Source organism: Dyadobacter sp. HNCC25DJ183, assembly GCF_056895175.1.
The window spans coordinates 185,702-203,218 of the sequence record NZ_JBXHAP010000004.1 but is presented as its reverse complement, the minus strand read 5'-3'; the positions used below and the strand labels follow the sequence as shown (position 1 = coordinate 203,218).

Here is a 17,517-nt window from a genome sequence, read left to right as displayed (position 1 = left end):
CGCGCTATAACTAAGCTGATCATGAACAAATTGAACATCGTTAGAAAATTTAGCCTCATAATCTGCATAATTTATTGCCAGCAGGTATTTGCACAGGTAAAGATTGATACAAAAGCTGCAAATGCACCTGGAAAGCTTGTGGCAAAGCAGGTGAACACAAGTAATGAGGTAAATCTAACAGTGGAAGAAATGACTTCTCTCGCCAATTCACCCACTGATTTTGAACAGTCAAATTCCTTCTCTGTTGCCAACCAGAAGCCCGTTGGTAACGGAAAATCGGTGGCTCTGGACAACCATGCAGAGGAGAAACTGGACATGGAAATTTACGGAAGCGGCTCACCCCGGGAATATGGAGTAACCTATATGTCCCGCCCGGTGCGGATAGCTTACGATAACTACATCGCGCCCTACGTTCCGACCTTCCTGGAACTAAATGATGAGATTTATGAAGGAAAGGCGTTCCGCAACATCATCGCCATGCAGATCGCCAATCAGCTGGTGCTGATATCAGAGAATATGGATGCATTCAAAGCTAAGGGAGCGCGCGACATGCTCAGACTGGAAGTACTGGCCCAGCTTGCCAATGAAACATACCCGCCGGAAAGCGAAACGCAGGACTATTGGGAAGAGCACCTCGCCCAGATTGCAAAGCGGGTTGCGCCTCACCTGGATTTCGGGGATTTTCACAAATCGCTCTCCATGCTGTCCAGCTTTGCTGCCAGATGTAACTGCGCGCTGTCTGTGATCATTGCAAACAGCAAGATCAACACGATAAAAAATGAGAGCAAGCTGACCAGCCTCCTATGGAGTGCCAAAAGCAATTTCCTGTACCAGCCACTTACTGAATACAGGAATCGCGAAGCGGTTTTTCACATCTATGTGATGAAAGTGGCAGGCCTGCAAGCTGCTACCCAAGACAACAGCCTCTACAAATTTTACGACAAAGACAATCAATGCCCGTCGGGCCTTGCATACAGTTTCATTTTTGCCAACAAGCTGCGGTCTGCCTCAGTTTTTAACAAATGAATCAATGGAAAAGCATTATAAAAGTTGTTTTCAGATCCTCGCGCTGAGCCTGCTGCTTACGCTGCTTCATTTAGCAGGTTTTGCCCAAAAGAAAAATACAACCAAAGCTGTAGCGGCCAAACCAGCATCGGCGGACACGACCATGCCGCGACGCTACCGGGTGGGTTTAATGGCGAAAGCTTTCGGCGATTCGGTGGTGATCCGCTGGGCACCTAACCACGCTGCATTGTTCCGCCAGGCATTGAAAAGCGGTTATCTGCTCACAAGACGCAGTTTTAATGAGAATAAGAAGTTGCAGCTTGACTGGCAGGTGACGGTTCAGCCGTGGACTTCGGCGGAGTGGCAGCAGCATGCAGGTAAAAACGATACGCTTGCGGCCGCCTGCTCGCAGCTGGTTAATGGTACCAACACGCCTATTGGCGCAAGCGAAGTGATTACACTCGACAAAATCCTGGATCAGCAAAATCAGAATGACTTGCGGATGATGCTCTCGCTGATCCTGGCGGATGTAAATCCACGCAATGCACGCGGAATGGCGTTGGGGTGGGTTGACAAGAAAGTGGTAAAAGGTGCAAGCTACATTTACTACATCGTCCCATTAACCGACCAGCGGCTTTATCCCGTAGACCCCGCCGGTACTACGGTAATGAATGATAAAAGTAACGAGCAGGCGCGCATGCTGCCCGTCAAAACGTCGTCAGGCGAGCATATCGTGCATTTGAAGTGGAACCGGAAAATGGCTGAAAATGCATTCTCGTCCTACTTTGTTGAACGGTCTGACGATGGCGGCAAGAAATTTCGCAGGCTGACCAAACGCCCGTGGATGCAGGCGCCTACCTCTTCGCTGGACGACGCGATACAGTATTCCGATTCGGTTCCGCAGAATTACCGTCCTTACAAATACCGCATTCTGGGGATAACCCCATTTGGAGAGCTGGTACCTTCGGAAATCATCACGGCCTCTTCGCTGGACAGGACACCTCCGCCGACAGTCGCAAAGCTCCATGCGAAACATGTGCAGGGAACTCTGGTCAAAGTAAGCTGGGATTATCCGGATCAACCGAAAGACCTGGGCGGGTTTGTGGTTGCCAAGGGAATGAGTATGGACGGGCCATTTACGCCACTGACCACCAGGCCGCTGACCAGCAATGCACGCGAATTCCTCGATACAACCGCGCTGCCGCATTTACCAAATTACTACCGGGTTGTGGCGATTGACACAGCGCGCAATGCAGGGCTCGGACTGCCGGTTTACTGCCTGATCAAGGATCTGAAAGGGCCGTCGAAACCGAAAGGATTACAGGGATACATCGATACAACAGGCTTTGTACGCATTGTTTGGGATAAAAATCCTGAGCCGGACATTTATGGATACCGGGTAATTGCCGCCAATGCACCCGACCATGTTTTTACGGGAAAAACCAATGGATACCTCGCGTTGCCCGCATTTAACGACACAACTACACTGAATGCGCTCACACCGAAAAAGTACTTCCGCGTGATCGCTTACGACAAAAGCTACAATCCCAGCGAACCTTCTGAAATCCTCGAATTGAAGCGGCCCGACGTGATCAGGCCGGTTGCGCCTGTGCTGCGCAACTATGTGGTCAGCGATACAGCAGTGCTGATTTCCTGGGTGCCCAGCAGCAGCGTAGATGTTTCGGAGCAAATTGTGCTGCGCCGTGGAAAAGCTACCGAGCGATGGACGGAGGTGGCGCGGCTGGATAAAAATGCGGCTTCCTATGCGGATCAGTCAATCAAGGGCCGATCGGATTACGGCTATGCGCTGGTGGCAATTGACGACAGCGGGCTGCGATCTGATATCTCGTTTCCGCTCAATATCAAAACCCCGAAGGTAACGCCGGCTGCGGTGGACGGGCTAAAAGCTTTTGTAAATCCCGATAAGAGTGTCTCGCTCTACTGGACCTATGGCGTGCCGAACTGCCGGTTTGTGATCTACAAGGCAGGTTCAGCGGACGATATTGCGAGCTATGATTCGGTGTATGATACCCGTGAGTACCGCGACAAACGTCCGCAGAAAGGGCGAGCGCAATATATGGTGCGTGTGATTTACCAGGATGGAATGGAGTCCGGATTGTCAAAACCTGTTGAAGTTGAGATCAAATGAAAAAGCTGAGATACTTTCTGTACGTCGCGTTGACATTGCCTGGTTTGCTGCTGGACTTCACGGTTTCCAAAGCGCAGGTTCTGTTGCAGGCGCCTACCGAGCTTAAAGCTGAGGGCGTGGCTTACAACAGGGTTAATCTTTCCTGGAAAGACAATTCAGCGGATCAGGAATCAGGTTTCGAGATTTATCGCGATCCGGGTTTAGGTACCAATTTCACCTTGCTTGCGACCGTGGACAGGAATGTGACCAGCTATGAAGACAGGTCTGTTTCGCCACTTTCGACCTATAATTACCGTGTACGGGCTATTAGTCGGGGCCAGCAGTCGCGCTACTCCAACGATGCGTCGGCAAGTACGCCGGAAGCGCCGCCCCAATCACCGGGCGATTTAATTGCGCGCGTGAACGGTTTGAATGTAAACCTGACGTGGAATGGAAACAATAGCGGCGGCACCAGGTTTATACTTGAAAGAGCAAATATGACAGAGGGTACTGCATTCAGGCAAATTGCCGTCGTGGAATATAGCCGCTCGCTTGCCTATGAAGACCGCAACCTGTCGCCTGCGACTACTTACTGCTACCGGGTTATGGCGGTAAACAACAGCGGGCCTTCGGGCTATTCCAATACTGCCTGCGCGGATATTGCATCGCTGGTGCCGACTGCCCCGGCCAGGTTAAATGCGGTAGCTGTATCCGAAAGCAGCATTGAACTGACCTGGGCTGATGTTTCTGATAATGAAACCGGGTTCGAGTTACAGCGGTCTGCCGACGGATCTGCATTCAGCAAACTCACGGACATTGGCAGTGGTAAGTCGTCGTATCAGGACAATGGACTGGCAAAACGCACCAGGTATTGGTACCGGATTCGTGCATTCAATGCGAATGGAAGTTCCGGTTTTTCAAACGTGGCGGAAGCTACAACCCTGGACGTTCCGCCTGCAAAGCCTGCTGACCTCACCGCCACGACCATTTCTAGTAACCAGATCAACCTTCAATGGAAGGATCAGTCAGATAACGAAACGGGCTTTGAACTGGAACGCTCCGGCAACGGCAACGATTTTCAGAAGATCGCAGACCTGAATGAAAATGCGACAACTTTTGAAAACAGGGACTTGCAACCTGCTACCAAGTACTGGTACCGCGTCCGTTCCAGGAACAACTCGGGCATTTCAGGATTTTCCAATGTAGCCAGCGCAACAACCCCGGACGTAGTGCCCGTAACTCCGGGCCGGTTAAATGCGACTGCCGTAAGCTACCAGCAGATTGATCTGACCTGGGAGGATTTGTCGGGTAATGAAAAGGGCTTTCAGCTCGAATGGTCGGACAATGGAACCAGCTTTACCAAACTCGCCGACCTGAGTGAGAATGTAAAAAATTTCCAGCATAAGGGTTTGAAATCCCAGACGCGATACTATTACCGCATTCGTGCAGTGAATGCAGTCGGCGCTTCGGGGTACAGCAATGTGGCGGAGGCTGTAACGGGCAAAGCGCCTATCCCTGACAAACCGGAGAACCTGACTGCGGTACCGCTTGATTTTGATCTGGTGCAGCTGCGGTGGTCGCCACTGTCGGCAAACGCCACCGAGGTAATAATCGAACGTTCACAAAAACCAGGGAGCGAGTTCAGGCAGATTGGCCGGCAGGCTGCATCCAATATCCAGTTTGCCGACAGGGAAATTCTCGACGTAAAGGATTATTACTACCGCATCAAGGCGATCAATGCGGCTGGTAGCTCGGGTTATAGCAATGTGGCCAAAATTTTCGCATCGTCTATTATCACCGCAGTGGAACCGGCCAGCGAGGAGCTGATCTATGTTTTTGAAAAAACACTATTTGTACGTTCTGGGAAATCGGCGCATGCTATGGTAACAATTTATGACTTGCAGGGAAAATCGAGGGCCAGGTTTCTTGCTGCTTCCAACTCCCGGACTGATCTGAGCGGGTTTTCCACGGGCATTTATATCCTGGTGGTTGAGTTAAATGAGAAGAAGACCGTCAGGCAAAAAATTGTAATGCATTAAAAGTGAAAGTTATGAAAAAATACGCTGCATTGATCGTTTGGGCACTTTTCGTATTGTGCTGGTCTTGTCAACCCAAGAAAGTTGAGCCGGTGAATGTGGGGAAGATATGGAAAGTCCGCACTGTAAAGGAGAATGGAAGGCTGGTTTACACCGAGGGGGCTACGGGCAATGTGAGGCCGAGCTATGCACTTTTCAGGCTTGACCTGACTGCCGCTGATCAGGTGATTTTTACGGATCTCGATGGGAGAAGGCTGACTGGTACCTGGACACTTTCGACAGACAACAGCCGCCTCATTCTGGAAAATCTGACACCTCCACCAAGCGTCACAAGTGGCAATATCGAGTTTTATGTTTCAGCACCGCCAACAGATAATCAGCTGCTTTTAAAACGAACGAACGAAAGCCGCAAGACCGGAAATACTGTCAACGAATACGAATTGATACCGGAGTGATGTTAATCAGATAATCTTCTTCGTTTTAATCAGCCGCTTATAATCAGGTTTGACTGATTGCAACTTTTCAATATTACTTTCAAAACGCATTTTACGATACCGTCGCAATTCGTCTTCTATCTCTTTTTTTCTGTCAGTTTCACAGCAACATGATTTTTCATTTTCCAGCATTTTGATCTGATCTGCGAGATTTGACTCGAAGACTTTTTGCTGATTTCTTAGTTTGATGCTGTCCGACTTGTCATTGATGAGCATTGCAGCATAGAATGCAAGAGCAGGCGATACCAACAGACCGAATGACCTGAGTGGAATATCCAGCACAAAGAAATTGATTAATGTTACTAGTGCGGCTGATAATAAAACTTCCAGGTCCGGCTTGCCGCGCGACTTGGCGACTTCCATATCAGGAAACCGTCTCCATTAATTTGCGCAAATCCTCTTTGCTGCCCAAATCATTTACTTTAACCCATTTGTCACTGTTTTTCAGCTTGACAAGGTATGAGCCTGATTTGCCAAAGAATTTGTAAAAGATCGTGATCAGTGAAAGGATTGTCGGGATCAACGCTATGATAATTTCGAAAACCATAAACAGTTTAGTTTGGTGTGTTTAAAGATGACTTTCTATCAAGCGGAACGTTGTTCACAAACTTACATATTGCTCTCTGAATTTCGTCAATTTTCAACCAACCGTTTTTCAAACGGTAATAACCGCTCTTGTCAGTTCTCTTTTCGGGTTTTCGAAATGAATTTGTAAGCCGATTTTGGAGGATAGCTCGTCGATCAGGCGGAGGCCCAGCCCGTTTAAACCCTGTCCGTTTTCACTTTGCGAAATGATTGAAAGGTATGCTTCCTGGCTGAATGGAGTTCCGGAATTTTCAATCGACAGGGACTTAGATAATAGATTATCAGTCCATTCAATCCGGATCGTACTGTTTTCATCAGAAGCTTTAATGGCATTTTGCAGCAGGTTACGCAATATCGCCTGCAGGTAATATGGGTCCGTATCAAGTATCGTTTTTTCAGGAACGAGGTTTTGGACCGAGAGTTGCTTTGCTTCAATATTCAGCTGCAAGAGCCGGACACATTGCTGCGTAAGCTGTGCCAGATCAACCGGTTGAATGTCCGCTCTGAACTGGTTCATCTGCGTTTTTGACCATAACAACAGATCTTCCATGGTTTCCAGCAGCGACCCGGTGGCAGTCTGGATCTTTTCGCTCAGTTCCGCCTTCTGTGTCTCGTTCAGGAGGTTCGGATTAAGCTGCTGCAACTTCAAAAACTGGTAAACCTGACTGATCGGCGATCGCAGATCGTGGCTGATGATACTGAAAAGCTTGGCTTTTGTCCTGTTGGCTTCTTCCAGGTCTTCAATGAGTTTGTTAAGCTGTTGATTTTTAGTGTCCAGCAACTCCGCATTCTTTTTCTTGTTCCTGTAAATAATGCCCAGTAAAGCCAGCGAAAGGGCCATTAATGCAATTCCGGCTGTCAGCCAGATGCGCTGTTTTCTGGCATCATCTATCTGTATGTTTTTGATCTCGATCTGCTGCTGCTTTTCCTGGTTCTGATACTGCGCCTCGGCATCTGCAATGCTCTTTTTAGCTGATTCAATGTAAAGGGAATCGCGGAGCGGGGCGTATTTTTCGTAGGAAGTGTAAGCCTTTTGCCACTGACCGGTTGCCGCATAGCAACGGGCAAGTGCCTGCAACAATCCTGCATATACGTCGCGGCCGGATTCCTGACAAAGCGGCTCGGAGGCTTCCAGCAATGGAAGTGCTTTGGTATATTCTTTCCTGGCCAGATAGGCGGTGCCCGTGATATAATCAACCTGCGATTTGAGGAACTCAGAAGCCCATTTGGGCGCCAGCTCATTGGCTTCGCGCACATAGCGCATGGCGCTGTCGGGTTGGTTGTTGCCAAGGTAGTAATCTGCGAAAGCAAGGTCGGCTGCAATGACATTACTCCTCCTGGTGGCGACGGTGTTGCCGGCCAGCATGGAGGTAAGGCTGTCAAAATAGATTTGCGCGTTGGCCGGCTGTTTGAGCAGCAGGTACGCGTCAGTCATATCTTTGTAATAATGGTTTCGGTAGTGGTGTGTAACTGTGATGTAATTGCGTGCTTCTTTGGAATACATAACCCCTTTTTCGCCCTGCGACATACTGATGTAAAGTTCTGCCAGGTTCATCAGGTCAATTACTACCGCCTCCCTGTCTTTGATCCGTCCATTGGCGATCAGTTTTTTCTTGATCACAATGGCTTTCAGCAAGTACTTAATCTGCGTTTCGTACGCGCCTTGCATGCTGTAATAGTTGCCAATGGTCGCTGCAAGGCTGGCTTTCACAAGTTCGTCGCTGGTGGAGTCCATGACGGTCAGCATTTCTTTAAAAATCGCGTCGCTTTGTCTTTTCTTGCCTGCGGTATTGGTATAGTTGAAGAGCAGTCTTTCAAGGGAAATATTGATCCTGCGGGCGTGATTGGCCTTCCTGGCATATTCCAGTGATTTTTCGTGAAAGTAAAAGCTGGAATCGGAGTTCGACGACTCCCACGCAATACCCAGATTGAAGTTAAAGAGCGACAGGTAATACCAGTTTTTAGCCGGTACCATTTTCAATGCATAACCGGCAATGACCTTTTCCCGCTCAAACCCTTCTGTCCGGTTCAGCGAGTCGCAGATATCCGCCAGTGCTTCAAGCTTCTGCGTTGTTGTTTTGTACCTGCTCAGGTCGGGGAGGTCCTGTGCCCGGAGCGTGAAAGTGGAGAATACCAGAAAAATAACGGCGCGTAGCAGTATCTTCATAGGTTATAATTTAAGTCTGGCAACTGTCGAACGGTACGTTTTCCCCACCGGGATAATGGCGTCGCTGCACACCAGCTCGGAGTAGCGCAGCTCTTTGATCTGCCCCACGGAAACTGCGTAGCTCCGGTGTACCCGCATAAAACGGTCGGAAGGAAGCTGTTCCATGAAGTAGGAGAGGGACGAAAGCGTCATGTAATTCTTCCTGGACGTCACTATTTTGGTGTAATCCTGCATGGCTTCCAGGTAGATAATATCGTGTTGCGCCAGCCGGATCTGGTTGTAACCCTCCTTGATCGTAAGCATATCTTTTTCAAACATCACCTCGTAAGCCTGCGACTTCTGCTTCATTTCCCAATATTCCAGCACCTTCCGTGCAGTTGCAGCAAAACGCTCTTCGGTAAGTGGTTTCAGGATATAGTCCAGGGCAGAAAGTTCGAAACCTTCGAGGGCAAACTCAGGGTGGGAGGTAATGAAAACAGCCATCGTGACCTCGGAGCGAATTTTTCGCAGCATATCAATGCCTGAGAATCCCGGCATTTCAATGTCCAGGAAGATCAGGTCGGGCTTAATGTACTGCTGCGCCTCATAGCCTTCCAATACATTTGAAAAAGTCCCGCAATTGTCCAAAAACGCGTGGGTACGTGCAAACTCGGTAAGAAAAAGAAGGTCGAGCGGATTGTCATCAATGGCAATAAACTTGATTCGGGGGAGCGAAGGTACCATTAAGATGTTTACATTTTTAACCCAATATATGCAAAAGGATTATCTGCCGGTACCAAAACTTATTTACCTGCATGTTAAAGCTTTGCAGTCTGATGCAGGTTTTACTTCAATTTATAAAAATGCTGCATTCGCATCGGCTTCCACGTCGCCAGGTACTTTTTGATGAAAATGGCTTCTTTGTCGGCGGCTTCTTTAATCTCTGCAACCTGCTTTTTTAATTGCAGCTGATATTGCGCATTCCGGAAGTCACCTGGCGAAACAGCCGACAACGCACGGTTTGCAGAATCGAGATATACCTTCATTTTCCCTGAAAATGATTCCAGCATCTCGTCCGTCCAGCGCGGACTTTTAAACTGATTGTTTTTTGAAAAGATATATTCGTTATAGGCACTCGTAGCATTGCTGAGCAATTGATGCGTATTGTTCAGTACATGGTAATCGCCTGCATTACTGATGTAACGATCGCCCCCAGACAGGTACTTTTCTACAACCGCGTTAGGAACGCCCATGGATCTGGTGCGTGCAAGACTTGCCCTGATCCGTCTGAATTCGTCCATTTTAACCGATGCATTAATAGAATCCTGGTAACTGAAACTGGTGAGAGCTGTATTTTCAAAGATACCATCCCGGATTTGAGCGTGCGTGAGCGGCGGGTTAAGCAGCTGCCAGATCGGGTCAAATGGAATATGCGTTTCTATAAACCGGAGCGGCGGAACTTTATACCAATCAGGATTGAAGCTTTTTACAAAAACAGACCTCTGAAGGTAACCCGCAGCCCAGGTCGGATCGTAAAAATACCAGGTGCCGCCCGATTTAACCGCATTCCAGGCATGTCCAAACGGGTCATCGCCTGCACCCTGCCGGGTATACCCCTCCACCACGTAGCTCTCATACCCGGCCCTTCTCAGCAATGCATTGAACAAGGTGGCATAATGCTCGCAAACTCCTTTCCTGCGATTGATAGCCTCACGAACAATGTTCTGGCTGGTACTACCATAAGCAGTACTGCCGCTCACCAGGAGCAGGCGCGTGGGATCATATTCCAGCGTGCTGGTAACCCATTTGAATATCGAAAAGATGGAGTCTTTTTTGTACTCGATCTTACGCAGGATCGAATCCAGCTCGGCCTGCTGCGCGTGGCCACAGGAGGGAACCAGAAAGAAGGCGATGATCAAGCGTAATTTTCCCAAAAACACCCGCTTGTGAGCAGTACTTTTCATTTGATAACAGCAGCTTAAAGACATTGTAACCCAGATGCAATTTAATGTTTTTTGGCAGTTGAAAAGCTTCATCAGACAGGCTTTACAGAAAGATTAGCCGGCTCGTTGGAGTAACCCGGTAAGCGGCAAGCCTTTCCTTTTTCGGAAGCATGAACCCGGAATCTGATGAATAATGAGAGAATAGTGCGCGGCGAGGAGCTGGAAAATGAAGCTGATTTCAGCGAAGAGCGCCGCTTTTTTCTGAAACAATCCGTAGCAATGGCCGGACTCTCTTTCCTGCCTGTGCCTTTTGTAACAGCGGCTGGCGGAGGAGACAACTCCCCTGGAAATTCTGAACCCGTCAAAGTTACCCTTACCGTGAACGGTACCAGACACCGGCTCGCCATTGATGTGAGAACTACTTTGCTCGACCTGCTGCGCGAGCAGCTTGCCTTGACTGGAACCAAAAAAGGCTGCGACTTCGGGCAATGTGGCGCGTGCACCGTGCATGTGGACGGACAAAGGACACTTGCCTGCCTGTCTTTCGCGATCATGCAACAAAGCAAAAAGGTACATACCATTGAAAGTCTGGCCAAAAACGGCTCGCTCCATCCATTGCAGCAGGCTTTTATCAAGCACGACGGTTTTCAATGCGGCTACTGCACGCCGGGACAGATCATGTCGGGTGTGAGCTGCATTCGTGAAAAAAAGGCCGGGAGTGCAGAAGAAATACAGGAATATATGAGTGGTAACCTGTGCCGTTGCGGGGCATATCCCAACATTGTGAATGCCATTATGGAGGTTAAAAACAGCGATAGTCAGGTATGAAAGCATTCCAGTACCTGCGCCCCTCGAAAGTTCAGGACGCAATCCGTGCAGTTGGCTCCGATCCGGGTGCGCGGTTTATTGCCGGAGGTACCAATCTGATTGACCTGATGAAAAGGGTCATTGTTTCGCCAGACAAACTGGTGGATATCAATCATCTTCCCCTTAAAAAGATAAGTTACCAATCGGGCAGGCTGAAAATCGGCGCACTCGCGCTGAACAGCGAAGTGGCTGCTCATCCGGTGGTGCTGCAAAAGCAGCCGCTGCTCGCACAGGCGCTTCATTCCGGCGCTTCGGGCCAGCTCCGCAATATGGCAACCATAGGAGGCAATGCGCTGCAGCGAACCCGCTGCCCTTACTTCTACGATACTGCATTTCCCTGTAACAAACGCAAGCCCGGCAGTGGCTGCCCGGCGGTAGAGGGGATCAACAGAATGCATGCGATTTTTGGTGTTGAAAAGGCAAATGCAATCCAGTCGTGCATTGCGGTGCATCCGAGTGATATGAGCGTGGCGCTGGCGGCGCTGGACGCAGAGGTAATCATTCAGAGGCAAGGCGGCGAGCGCAGGATTGCATTTACCGACCTGCACAGGCTGCCCGGCAACCAGCCCGAGCTCGATACTACTTTGGAAAGGAATGAGCTGATTACGGGCTTTGAGATCCCGGATAACAATTTCGGAATGCACGCGCATTACCTCAAAGTACGGGACCGCGCTTCTTTCGCTTTTGCGATCGTATCGGTTGCGGCTGCACTGGATGTAAAAGAAGGCAAGATCAACGCGGCGCGACTGGCAATGGGCGGGGTGGCGCACAAGCCGTGGCGGCTCTTCGAAGCCGAAAGACATTTGCTCGGCAAACCGGTGTCAGAAGCCTTGTTCAGGCAGGCAGCAGCGCTGGGTGTGCGGGACGCGGTAAGTTTTGGACAAAATGATTACAAGCTGAGAATGGCCCCTAATGCAGTTGTTCAGGCGCTGCTCCATGCTGCCGCAATCGAATAAAAAGAAAAATCATGACCGATAAAGAGTCGCTGGATAGGGTAGACGGCCCGGAAAAAGTGGCAGGTACAGCTACTTACTCTGCTGAATACCGTTTTAAAAACCTCGCACATGCCGTCCTGGTGACGAGTACCATTGCCAAGGGAGAAATTACCAGCATGGAAACCCGCCAGGCAGAAAGAGCCCCGGGCGTACTTACTGTGCTCACACATCTAAATGCCCCCGAAATTCCGGGCAATCCAAAAGCAGTCCAGTCGGCGGGCCGCGCCGCAGTAGGTACTGCATTCCGCCTTTTTCATGATCATTACATTTACTTTGATGGTCAGCCTATCGCATTGGTAGTTGCCGAAACACCTGAAAAGGCCAGGTACGCGGCTTTATTGATTCAGGTAACCTATCAAACCGAAAAGCACGCCACCGACTTTGAGGCCAATAGCCAGCATGCGGCTTTGCCCGTGAATATCCAACGCAGCCAGAATTCACCTTTTAAGGATTACGAGCGAGGTAATCCCGGCGCGGTTGTCCATGCAGAAATAAAAATTGAAGCAACTTATACAATTCCCACACAACACCACCAGCCGCTCGAACCCCACGCTACCATTGCGGTCTGGGAAGGCGACGACAAGCTTACAGTTTATGACAAAAACCAGGGTGTCAAATCTGCACAGGGAAACCTCGCGCAGGCATTTAAACTAAAAAGGGAGCATGTAAAAGTCGTTTCAATATACATTGGAGGCGCTTTTGGTTCCGGTATCCGTGTTTGGCCGCATACAGTAGCGGCTGTCCTGGCGGCGAAGCACTTGAAGCGCCCCGTAAAGCTGGTACTTGGCCGCGAGCAGATGTTCACGTCTGTGGGGTACCGGCCTTATACCGTACAGAAACTTGCGATAGGCGCCGACAGGAACGGAAAGCTGGTGGCAATGGTGCACGAAGGTACCGGGCAGACTTCGCAGTATGAAGAGCACCTGGAACGTACCATTCTTGCAACCCGCGCGCTGTACGATTGTCCCAATGTAGCTACCAAATACCGCCTGCTGAACCTGGATGTAAATACGCCTACCTGGATGCGCGGCCCCGGCGATGCTACGGGTATGTTCGCTCTGGAGTCGGCGCTCGATGAGCTGAGTTATGCCGCTGGCATTGACCCGCTTGAACTAAGACTAAGGAACTACGCAGAACTGGATCCTGAACGCAACTTGCCGTGGTCGGCGAAGTCGCTTAGGAAGTGCTATGAAACAGCCGCAGATGCATTTGGCTGGAAAAACAGGGCCGCCCAGCCCGGTTCCATGAAGAACAAAGGCATGCTGACAGGCTACGGAATGGCGTCGAGCCTGTATGGATTTCACCGGCACCCTTCCCAGGCTAAGGCGATTTTGAGCCGCGACGGTACGCTGGTTGTACAAAGCGCTACAATGGATATTGGTCCGGGCACAGGTACCGCAATGACGCGCATTGCCGCTGAGCGACTGGGTATCAGCAGCAGTAAGGTCAGGTTTGATCTGGGCAGTTCAGACCTGCCCGATGCGCCGGGGCAGAATGGTTCTTCCACGGTCCCGAGTGTGGGCTCGGCGGTATATGCAGCTTGTGAGTCGCTGAAAACCAAGCTGCTTACGCTTGCCGGGCAAATGCCAGGCTCTCCTTTTCAGCACGTTGGTGCGGAACAGGTTTTGTTTAAAAACGGGCAAATGCTTTTGGAAAAGGAAGCTGGTACCGCCATTTCTTTCAGCAAAATTCTCGAACATCACAACTTACAGCAGGTTGAGGCGCAGGAAGAGTCTAGGTCGGGTGCGGAGCGGGACAGGCATTCGATGTATTCTTTTGGCTGCCACTTTGTGGAAGTACAGGTAAATCCGCTCACAGGCGAAGTGCGCGTCACGCGTGCAGTTACCTGTGCGGACGTGGGTAAAATTATCAACCATAAAACAGCACGCAGTCAGGCAATCGGCGGACTCGTGGGCGGCATTGGCATGGCGCTCATGGAGGCTTCGGTGATGGACCACCGTTTCGGCAGGTACGTGACCAGCGATTTTGCCACCTACCATATTCCTGTTCATGCCGATATCCCACAAATGGACGTGTTTTTTATTGACGAGGCTGATCAGTATGTAAATGCGATCGGTGCCAAAGGGCTGGGTGAAATTGCGATCGTAGGTGTGGCGGCGGCGGTTGCCAATGCGGTTTTCCATGCGACGGGCAAGCGTATCCGGGAGCTGCCAATCACACCCGACAAGCTGGTTTGATCATGTTCAGAAGACTTTAAAGCGTAAAAACAGGCAACACACAAGCTTGGCACAGATTTTCTTAGCAAATCTTAACAAGTTACAAAACGCACGACTCGCCATAATGAGCCAAACTGTTAACAAAACGCTTGAATTTCTTGTAGGAGGTGGTGAAATGGGGGAGAGGATACGGCAATTTGCCTGGGAGCAGTCACCGCTGGGACTTCCCGAAGCATGGCCGCAAAGCCTGAAAACCTGCATCCGCATTATGCTGAGCTCGAAGCAACCGATCTGGATCGGATGGGGCGAGCACCTGATCAAGTTTTATAATGACGCTTATATCGATATCGTCCGAGGGAAACACCCCGGTGCCTTAGGCCAGCCTGCATCTGTGGTTTGGAAGGATATTTGGCGGGATATCGAGCCTTTGCTCGAAAGGTCCATGCATAAGGACGAAGGTACTTATGTGGAATCACAGCTCCTGATCATGGAGCGAAGCGGTTTTCCCGAGGAAACTTACTACACGTTTTCATATACACCGGTACTGGGCGAAGATGGCCGGCCCGCTGGTATCATTTGCTACAATACTGCTGATACCGACAGGATTATCAATGAACGCTCGCTGCGTACCATGCAGCAGCTGGATACATTGGCTCAAAAGAAATCAGAAGAAGAAGTATACGCGCAGGCTGCCCGCGCGCTGGTGAGCAATGCGCTGGATTTTCCGTTTGCAGTGATCTACAAGATTTCAGATGAAGGGAAAAGGGCTGAGATTGCTGCATTGTCCGGCATTGCTCTGGAAGATTTTAATACATCTCATTACATTGACCTGAGTAGCGGCAGTGCAGATTACGAAGCGATCGCCGAAGCTGTGCATGCGCAGCGGATTGTGGAATCCGTTGTCAATACCCGTTGGAAAATGCTCCCCAAGGGTGCCTGGGATGTTTGTCCGCGCCAGTTCGTAGATGTTCCCATTAAATCAACCAACAAAAAATTTCCGATCGCCATTCTGACCGTGGGGCTAAACCCTTACCGCAAATTTGACGACGCATACCGCAACTTCATCCAGCTCATCGCCGACCAGATCTCACTGGGGATCAGCAATGCGCAGGCTTATGAGGAGGAAAGAAAGCGGGCTAAGATGCTGGAAGAGATTGACAATGCGAAAACGCTGTTTTTTACCAATATCAGTCACGAATTCCGCACGCCGCTGATGCTGATGCTTAGCCCGTTGGAAGAGCTTTTGAATAAACCGCAGATCGGGCTGGACGAAAGTGAAAAGCATCACCTGGAAGTGACCCACCGGAATGCGATAAGGCTGCTCAAACTTGTTAATACCCTGCTTGATTTCAGCCGCATCGAAAGTGGCCGGAATATGGCCAGCTTCGTGCTGACCGACATTGCTGCTTATACCAGAAACCTGGCTGCCAACTTCCGGTCCGTCATTGAAAAGGCTGATCTGCAGCTGATCATCAAAACGGAGCCTGTTGCAAATCAGGTGTTCGTGGATAAGCAAATGTGGGAAAAGATCGTTTTCAATCTCTTATCCAATGCATTCAAATTCACATTTGAAGGAACTATTACGGTAACCGTCGCACCTGGCGATCGTGGCGTGGTGCTCACGGTGGAGGATACCGGAGTGGGTATCTCGCAGCAGGAGCTTCCGCGGATGTTTGAGCGGTTTCACCGGATACAAAATAGCGGCGGACGGACCTTTGAAGGCACAGGGATCGGCTTGTCGCTGATCAGGGAACTGATCCTGCTGCACCACGGCGATATCCGGGTTGAAAGTGAACCTGGGAAGGGAAGCCGCTTTATTGTGACCATACCTTACGGAAAAGACCACCTGGACCCGACGCGTGTATTCCTGACTGATCCGGGTTTCGACGACGTGACACCCAGCCTGTACGTGGAAGAAGCTGCTACCTTGCTGCAACCTGCCGCCGGACCAAATGCAGCAGACAATGCTACTACCGCTACTGATACAATCCTGGTGGTGGACGATAATACCGATATGCGGCAGCACGTACAATCGCTTCTGGAAAAGCATTACCGGACAATTCCCGCTGAAAATGGCGTTGACGCGCTTCAAAAGATCGCCGAGGAACAGCCTTCGCTCATTCTGAGCGACATTATGATGCCCGAAATGGACGGAATTGAGTTGCTCCGTCACGTAAAAGACAATCCTGGCAGCGCGCAGATCCCCGTTGTGCTGATCACAGCGCGGGCGGGGGAGGAGTCAAAGCTGGAAGGAATTGAGACCGGAGCGGATGATTACCTTGTGAAGCCATTCTCGTCCAATGAGCTGCTGGCGCGGATCAAGTCGCAGCTGAAAATTTCGAAAACGCGCCGCCAGTTTACCGATGAGTTGGAAAGAGCAGTTAAGCTCCGGACAGAGGAACTGATCAAAGCGAACAAAGAGCTGGAATCGTTCAGCTACATTGCCAGCCACGACTTGCAGGAGCCGCTCCGCAAAATTCAGACCTTTATCCACCTGATTGACAAGAATAAGGATAATCCGGAGGCTACACAGAAGTACTATGAAAAAATCAACTCTTCTGCGCAGCGGATGAGCGAGCTGATCCAGTCGGTACTTACTTACAGCCGGCTTTCAGGAACGGGACAGGATATGGTGAAAGTTGACCTGAACAGTGTGATCAATGATATCAAGATCGATTTCGAACTGCTGATCTCGGAAAAAGAAGCAACCATTGAGACAGAAAACCTGCCGGTGATTGAGGCAAATAAATTTCAGATGAACCAGCTGTTCTCGAACCTGATCAGCAACTCTTTGAAGTTTTCCCAAAAAAATCCACGCATTACGATCCGGTCTGAATATGTGCAGGGCAGCTCCATTACAGCCTTTCCTATGTTACATCCCGAAAAGCTTTTTGCCCACATTACCTTCGCTGATAACGGAATAGGGTTTGAACAGGAGTTTAGCGAGCGTATTTTTAGCTTGTTCCAGCGCCTGCACGGAAAGCAGGAATATTCCGGAACGGGCATTGGATTAAGTATTGTAAAAAAGATCGTGGAGCAGCATAATGGATATGTTTCTGCCGAATCACAGCCGGGAGAAGGCGCGACATTCCATATCTGGCTGCCGGTGTAAGTTTACCGGCAATCCCGGAACGTCGCGCC

At 50.0% G+C, this 17,517-nt stretch carries 13 protein-coding genes; 8 read left to right on the top strand and 5 right to left on the bottom strand.

Annotated features, from left to right (window positions below):
• The first annotated feature begins 21 nt into the window (after window positions 1-21).
• Genes AC1XTG_RS11415 through AC1XTG_RS11400 form a run of 4 tightly spaced genes read left to right on the top strand, consistent with a single transcriptional unit; the run spans window position 22 to window position 5,624 of the window.
• Window positions 22-1,026 (top strand): hypothetical protein, encoded by a 1,005-nt coding sequence (locus AC1XTG_RS11415; RefSeq protein WP_484842087.1) that lies wholly within the window; start codon window positions 22-24, stop codon window positions 1,024-1,026.
• A gap of 4 nt (window positions 1,027-1,030) precedes the next feature.
• Window positions 1,031-3,154 (top strand): fibronectin type III domain-containing protein, encoded by a 2,124-nt coding sequence (locus AC1XTG_RS11410; RefSeq protein WP_484842086.1) that lies wholly within the window; start codon window positions 1,031-1,033, stop codon window positions 3,152-3,154.
• Window positions 3,151-5,172 carry a fibronectin type III domain-containing protein gene (locus AC1XTG_RS11405; protein ID WP_484842085.1) on the top strand — a complete coding sequence of 674 codons (2,022 nt, stop codon included), beginning with the start codon at window positions 3,151-3,153 and terminating at the stop codon, window positions 5,170-5,172. Before AC1XTG_RS11410 ends, AC1XTG_RS11405 begins: the two co-directional genes overlap by 4 nt.
• A gap of 11 nt (window positions 5,173-5,183) precedes the next feature.
• Window positions 5,184-5,624: a hypothetical protein gene (locus tag AC1XTG_RS11400; protein ID WP_484842084.1), complete on the top strand. Its 441-nt coding sequence runs from the start codon at window positions 5,184-5,186 to the stop codon at window positions 5,622-5,624.
• Between the two features lie 6 nt (window positions 5,625-5,630).
• Here AC1XTG_RS11400 and AC1XTG_RS11395 read toward each other — a convergent pair whose 3' ends face one another.
• From AC1XTG_RS11395 to AC1XTG_RS11375, 5 genes are all read right to left on the bottom strand, one after another.
• On the bottom strand, window positions 5,631-6,026 hold the full coding sequence (locus AC1XTG_RS11395) for a hypothetical protein (RefSeq protein WP_484842083.1): 396 nt from the start codon (window positions 6,024-6,026) through the stop codon (window positions 5,631-5,633).
• A gap of 1 nt (window position 6,027) precedes the next feature.
• Window positions 6,028-6,210 (bottom strand): hypothetical protein, encoded by a 183-nt coding sequence (locus tag AC1XTG_RS11390; protein WP_484842082.1) that lies wholly within the window; start codon window positions 6,208-6,210, stop codon window positions 6,028-6,030.
• A 108-nt stretch (window positions 6,211-6,318) separates the two neighbouring features.
• Window positions 6,319-8,415: a tetratricopeptide repeat-containing sensor histidine kinase gene (locus AC1XTG_RS11385; protein WP_484842081.1), complete on the bottom strand. Its 2,097-nt coding sequence runs from the start codon at window positions 8,413-8,415 to the stop codon at window positions 6,319-6,321.
• A 3-nt stretch (window positions 8,416-8,418) separates the two neighbouring features.
• Window positions 8,419-9,138 carry a LytR/AlgR family response regulator transcription factor gene (locus AC1XTG_RS11380; RefSeq protein ID WP_484842080.1) on the bottom strand — a complete coding sequence of 240 codons (720 nt, stop codon included), beginning with the start codon at window positions 9,136-9,138 and terminating at the stop codon, window positions 8,419-8,421.
• Window positions 9,139-9,239: 101 nt separating this feature from the next.
• Window positions 9,240-10,358, bottom strand: coding sequence for a transglutaminase domain-containing protein (locus AC1XTG_RS11375; RefSeq protein ID WP_484842079.1), 1,119 nt, complete (start codon window positions 10,356-10,358; stop codon window positions 9,240-9,242).
• A 165-nt stretch (window positions 10,359-10,523) separates the two neighbouring features.
• Between AC1XTG_RS11375 and AC1XTG_RS11370 the strand changes: the two genes are divergently transcribed.
• The 4 genes from AC1XTG_RS11370 (at window position 10,524) to AC1XTG_RS11355 (ending at window position 17,488) form a co-directional block, all read left to right on the top strand.
• The gene (locus AC1XTG_RS11370) at window positions 10,524-11,165 is read left to right on the top strand and encodes a (2Fe-2S)-binding protein (protein WP_484842078.1); all 642 of its coding nucleotides are present in this window, start codon (window positions 10,524-10,526) and stop codon (window positions 11,163-11,165) included.
• Complete coding sequence (locus AC1XTG_RS11365) at window positions 11,162-12,160, top strand: FAD binding domain-containing protein (protein WP_484842077.1); 999 nt, start codon at window positions 11,162-11,164, stop codon at window positions 12,158-12,160. Before AC1XTG_RS11370 ends, AC1XTG_RS11365 begins: the two co-directional genes overlap by 4 nt.
• A gap of 11 nt (window positions 12,161-12,171) precedes the next feature.
• Window positions 12,172-14,397, top strand: coding sequence for a xanthine dehydrogenase family protein molybdopterin-binding subunit (locus tag AC1XTG_RS11360; RefSeq protein WP_484842076.1), 2,226 nt, complete (start codon window positions 12,172-12,174; stop codon window positions 14,395-14,397).
• A gap of 103 nt (window positions 14,398-14,500) precedes the next feature.
• Window positions 14,501-17,488 carry an ATP-binding protein gene (locus tag AC1XTG_RS11355; RefSeq protein WP_484842075.1) on the top strand — a complete coding sequence of 996 codons (2,988 nt, stop codon included), beginning with the start codon at window positions 14,501-14,503 and terminating at the stop codon, window positions 17,486-17,488.
• Window positions 17,489-17,517 lie beyond the last annotated feature (29 nt).

Bases quoted from the DNA above. Each gene is read 5' to 3' on its own strand.
- AC1XTG_RS11415 (WP_484842087.1), top strand. From the start codon at position 22: ATGAACAAATTGAACATCGTTAGAAAATTTAGCCTCATAATCTGCATA.
- AC1XTG_RS11410 (WP_484842086.1), top strand. From the start codon at position 1,031: ATGGAAAAGCATTATAAAAGTTGTTTTCAGATCCTCGCGCTGAGCCTG.
- AC1XTG_RS11405 (WP_484842085.1), top strand. From the start codon at position 3,151: ATGAAAAAGCTGAGATACTTTCTGTACGTCGCGTTGACATTGCCTGGT.
- AC1XTG_RS11400 (WP_484842084.1), top strand. From the start codon at position 5,184: ATGAAAAAATACGCTGCATTGATCGTTTGGGCACTTTTCGTATTGTGC.
- AC1XTG_RS11395 (WP_484842083.1), bottom strand. From the start codon at position 6,026: ATGGAAGTCGCCAAGTCGCGCGGCAAGCCGGACCTGGAAGTTTTATTA.
- AC1XTG_RS11390 (WP_484842082.1), bottom strand. From the start codon at position 6,210: ATGGTTTTCGAAATTATCATAGCGTTGATCCCGACAATCCTTTCACTG.
- AC1XTG_RS11385 (WP_484842081.1), bottom strand. From the start codon at position 8,415: ATGAAGATACTGCTACGCGCCGTTATTTTTCTGGTATTCTCCACTTTC.
- AC1XTG_RS11380 (WP_484842080.1), bottom strand. From the start codon at position 9,138: ATGGTACCTTCGCTCCCCCGAATCAAGTTTATTGCCATTGATGACAAT.
- AC1XTG_RS11375 (WP_484842079.1), bottom strand. From the start codon at position 10,358: ATGAAAAGTACTGCTCACAAGCGGGTGTTTTTGGGAAAATTACGCTTG.
- AC1XTG_RS11370 (WP_484842078.1), top strand. From the start codon at position 10,524: ATGAATAATGAGAGAATAGTGCGCGGCGAGGAGCTGGAAAATGAAGCT.
- AC1XTG_RS11365 (WP_484842077.1), top strand. From the start codon at position 11,162: ATGAAAGCATTCCAGTACCTGCGCCCCTCGAAAGTTCAGGACGCAATC.
- AC1XTG_RS11360 (WP_484842076.1), top strand. From the start codon at position 12,172: ATGACCGATAAAGAGTCGCTGGATAGGGTAGACGGCCCGGAAAAAGTG.
- AC1XTG_RS11355 (WP_484842075.1), top strand. From the start codon at position 14,501: ATGAGCCAAACTGTTAACAAAACGCTTGAATTTCTTGTAGGAGGTGGT.